This window comes from Frankia sp. CeTa3Moorea (assembly GCF_978021225.1).
In genome coordinates this window covers 1-3,515 of the sequence record NZ_CDXDOR010000263.1, presented here as the reverse complement: position 1 = coordinate 3,515, position 3,515 = coordinate 1, and the positions used below count along the sequence as shown (strand labels likewise).

General features: G+C 69.1%; 6 protein-coding genes. 1 reads left to right on the top strand and 5 read right to left on the bottom strand.

The genetic code is table 11. The annotated features are described in order from the left end of the window. The 5 genes from AC08OV_RS24010 to AC08OV_RS23990 all read right to left on the bottom strand — a co-directional run. Positions 1-1,435 (bottom strand): FtsK/SpoIIIE domain-containing protein (locus AC08OV_RS24010; RefSeq protein ID WP_476620371.1); only part of this gene is annotated, 1,435 nt, incomplete at its 3' end. 83 nt (positions 1,436-1,518) lie between these two features. Then, positions 1,519-1,857, bottom strand: coding sequence for an SCO3933 family regulatory protein (locus AC08OV_RS24005; RefSeq protein WP_476620370.1), 339 nt, complete (start codon positions 1,855-1,857; stop codon positions 1,519-1,521). 199 nt (positions 1,858-2,056) lie between these two features. Beyond that, positions 2,057-2,446 carry a hypothetical protein gene (locus AC08OV_RS24000; RefSeq protein ID WP_476620369.1) on the bottom strand — a complete coding sequence of 130 codons (390 nt, stop codon included), beginning with the start codon at positions 2,444-2,446 and terminating at the stop codon, positions 2,057-2,059. Beyond that, positions 2,443-2,634, bottom strand: coding sequence for a hypothetical protein (locus AC08OV_RS23995; RefSeq protein ID WP_476620368.1), 192 nt, complete (start codon positions 2,632-2,634; stop codon positions 2,443-2,445). The genes AC08OV_RS24000 and AC08OV_RS23995 overlap by 4 nt, the downstream gene beginning before the upstream one ends. Continuing rightward, a complete protein-coding gene (locus AC08OV_RS23990) occupies positions 2,634-2,807 on the bottom strand; it encodes a hypothetical protein (protein ID WP_476620367.1) in 174 nt (57 codons plus the stop codon). Before AC08OV_RS23990 ends, AC08OV_RS23995 begins: the two co-directional genes overlap by 1 nt. A 280-nt stretch (positions 2,808-3,087) precedes the next feature. Between AC08OV_RS23990 and AC08OV_RS23985 the strand changes: the two genes are divergently transcribed. Next, positions 3,088-3,515: hypothetical protein (locus tag AC08OV_RS23985; protein ID WP_476620366.1), on the top strand; the 428-nt coding region annotated here is incomplete at its 3' end.

The following is a 3,515-nucleotide window of genomic DNA, read 5'->3' as shown; positions in this document are numbered from 1 at the left end:
GTGCAGGGTGGGGAGGCGGCGCGGGGGCCGCAGGTGGCATGGACGGCACCGAGGGCAGCTGTGGTCGCCACCCTTCCGCCGGTTCCACCGGGGTGGTGGGACGGACCGGAGCGTGCTGCGCGGCCATGGTCCGGATGTCGTCGTCGGTGAGCCATCCGGCGCGGACCCGGACCGGGGTCGGGTCTTCGTCCACCAGGACGTAGCCGACCCCGGGCAGGCCCCGGGGAATGCGGTCGCAGAGCGCGCCTCGATCCCGGGCACCTTCCCCCAACACCATGTTGATCTGTACTGGTTCTGTGAGCCGGAGCGCGACCCGGACGGGGAACAGGTCCCGGAACGGCAACACATCCTTGCCGGGGTCTTGCAGCGCACCGACGACGACGACCCCCGGTGCCCGGCCCTGGGAGAGCAACAGTTGCAGCGCAACCGCGATCCGCTTCTTGACTTCCGCATCGGACACGTAGGACGTCAGGCTCGCGACCTCATCGATGATGATCACGATCAGGGGATCGTCCGGGGTGGGTGTGTGGGACCGGGCCACCCCGCGTAGCCGGCCCGTGCGCCGCTCCATGACCGTCACGGCATCTTCGAGGAGATCCGCGATCGTCGCCGCGGTTACGCCGAAACGCGCGAACAAAGGTTCCCCGAAGGCGAGTTCCATGCCGCCCTTCGGGTCACACGCCCAGACCTCCGCGACGCCCCCGCGGATCGACGGGGCAAGCGCCCGGATGATCGACCAGATGACTGAGCCTTTACCGGCTCCGGTGGCCCCGGCGATGAGCACATGCGACCCGCGCAGCGGCAGCAGCCAGGCCCGGCGGTCCTCCCGCACCCCGATCGGTAGGGCGTCCAGCTCACCGGCCGCACCGGCGGGCAGCAGATCCGCGCGGACTGCCCGGCCTAGCACCTCACGGCGCACCAACACCAGGCCGACCCGGTCCGCCCGGTCCAGATCCGGAGAGATCCGCACCTCCCGCAGCTTCAGCGTGGCCGTCAGCTTCCCCGCCGCCTGTTGGAGATCGTCCACGCTCAGGCCTGGTGACAGGACCAGCCGCAGATGCCAGCCCGCCGCGCCCCGCCGCGCCCGCCGTATCCGGGGAACACGCCCACCGCCCCCAGCAGACGGTGTTTCCACCCGGCAGGCATGGCAGGCAGCCGCCCAGCGTCGCCGCAGCCGCCCACCCAGCAGCCAGCCGACCACCGCCCGGCGCAGCACCGGCACGACCAGCACGACCAGCACCAGGCCGAGGAGCAGCCCCCGTCCCCAGATCGATTGCGGCACCATCAGCAGCACGAGCAGCGCCAGCACCTCACGGCGCCATCCCCACATATGCCGTAGGCCGTACCGGACCAGCAGTTCCGGCACCGACGGCCGCAACGACAGCCGAAACTGATCTTTCCGCATCCGGCCGGGCCGGATCCGTAGCACCGACACACCTACTCCTTTGCGCGCACGAGCAGGACCGGCCGGGGTGGCGGCACACGGTCAGGGCACCGCCACCCCCGAACCGGGTAGCCCTAGCTCTTGCTCGACACCCCGGTGATCGACGCAGCCGAGTACGAGATGCCGTGACGGCCCTGCATCTGCCAGGAGCGGCCCACCAGGCCCGTCAGCCGTACCGGCGTCCCCGGCTGCACCGTCGGCGCCTCACCCGCGATCCGGACCGTGATCACTTCCGCTGTGCCGTCCGCCAACGCGACCGCGACCGGCACGGTCCACAACGGCAGCCCATCCGCGTTCCCTCGCTGGCTGCCGGACTCTCGGTCTATCACCGGCGCAGCCGGACCCATCGCGGTTACCACGGAAAACGCCGTCACGTCCACGGGAATCACCCGCATCGCGTCACCCCTGATCATTGGTATCTTCTGGTGCCGCCCGTCAGCGGCCTGATCTCATGGTCTCCCGGGGCAGTGCGCCGAAAGCGCCTAGTTTGTGCGTGAAAAGTGCGCCAGCCGGCCACCCGCTTTTCACGCAGTCCGCACGCACAACCAGCGCACCCGGCACACGGAAAAGCGGGATACAGGAAAGCCCTGTACCCCGCCCGTGCCCCTCGTGCTAACGCTGAAGGAGCAGTTTGCATACCTGCACCGCGAGATCCCACATCAACGCATGCTCACGGTCACCCCGCAGGCTCGCCGGTGCGATCCGCAGCGCATCCGCCGCCCGCGCCCGCCGCATACTGACGCGCAAACCCGCCGTCCCGGGGGAGAGCCCGAGCAGCAGCCGCACCGCCCGATCCTCCGGACCATCCAGCCCCGCCGCCGCGTTCCGGATCAGATCCTCAGCCGCGAGCATCCGCGCCGCCCACGGCGTCACCCCCGGCTCCAGCACATCCACCACCCCGGGGGTATACGCCCCGAGCCGTGCGGCCGTGGCGCCGTGACGGATCGTGGAGCACAGCCCCATCCACAGCATGTCCAGATCCGGCAGACCCTCCACGCTCACCAGGCCTCACCGGCCGCGACGGTCACCGACACCGGACCAGGCCCCGGCCGGTGCAGCACCTCCACGACCACCGTCGCCGCCAACGACAGCGCGCACATCCCCGCGCACCACGCCACCAGCGCCAGCACGAACAGCGCCTGATGACGCCGGGATATCTCCTCGGAGGCCAGCTCGACACGCCGCCGCATCACCACATCGCCTTTCCGACCAGCCGGATCACGGCAATGACGATCACGGCGACGACGATGAACGGGATCGCGGCCGACGCCTCAGAAAACAGAAAAAGGCTCAGGTACAGGCACCAAAAGAAAGCTACCCACCAGCCAAACCCGAAGGTGGTCCGCACATAGTAACGGGGCATGGGAAAACCCTCCAGGAACGAAGACCGTGAAGCCGACCGCCTCACACACCCCATCCTGCGGACCAGGAATCCCTTTTCCTAGGACAAGACGCGGCTTGTCCGCGGCTCTTTCACAGACCAGACCCAGACCAGCCACGGACGTCCGCTCTACATGTCCCCAACCCGGACGGAACGCGGACGGAGCACAGACACGCACCGTGCATAGTCAGTGGCCGGACGGCACGCGGACGGAACCCGGACACCACGCGGACGCGCCAACACGAGACGAGAAAGGATCGCCATGCCCCCCGACGTGACAGAACTGACCACGGTCCTAACCCTCTGCTACCGCAACGGTATCCGGCTGCCCACCTACATGATCACCCCGGATGTGCGCCGGCAGCTGACAGACATGATCGTTCCGCCGCGAGTTGAGCCCGAGGAACCCGACGCGCTTCTCCGCAGGGCTTTCACCGCCCACGCGATCATCAACGCCAGCGTTGCCGCCATCGGCGGGGTCGAAGCACGCGCGCTCCGCCTGCTCCTGGACCTCGACGGGAAAGAGAAACGCAGCGTCACCGACCGGCGCGCAGACGCTGCGGAGCCGTACGACATCACCGGGGGCAGCTTCCTGCGCCGCCATCAACGCACCGTCACAGAAGCACTAGCGGCGGAAATCTGGCGCAGGCTCACCGCCGCACAGCCCACCGCCGACCCCCAGGCCATCCC

What these genes read in the sequence shown, in the direction of transcription:
- AC08OV_RS23995 (WP_476620368.1), bottom strand. Translation starts at nt 2,634, where the DNA reads ATGCGGCGGCGTGTCGAGCTGGCCTCCGAGGAGATATCCCGGCGTCAT.
- AC08OV_RS24005 (WP_476620370.1), bottom strand. Translation starts at nt 1,857, where the DNA reads ATGATCAGGGGTGACGCGATGCGGGTGATTCCCGTGGACGTGACGGCG.
- AC08OV_RS23990 (WP_476620367.1), bottom strand. Translation starts at nt 2,807, where the DNA reads ATGCCCCGTTACTATGTGCGGACCACCTTCGGGTTTGGCTGGTGGGTA.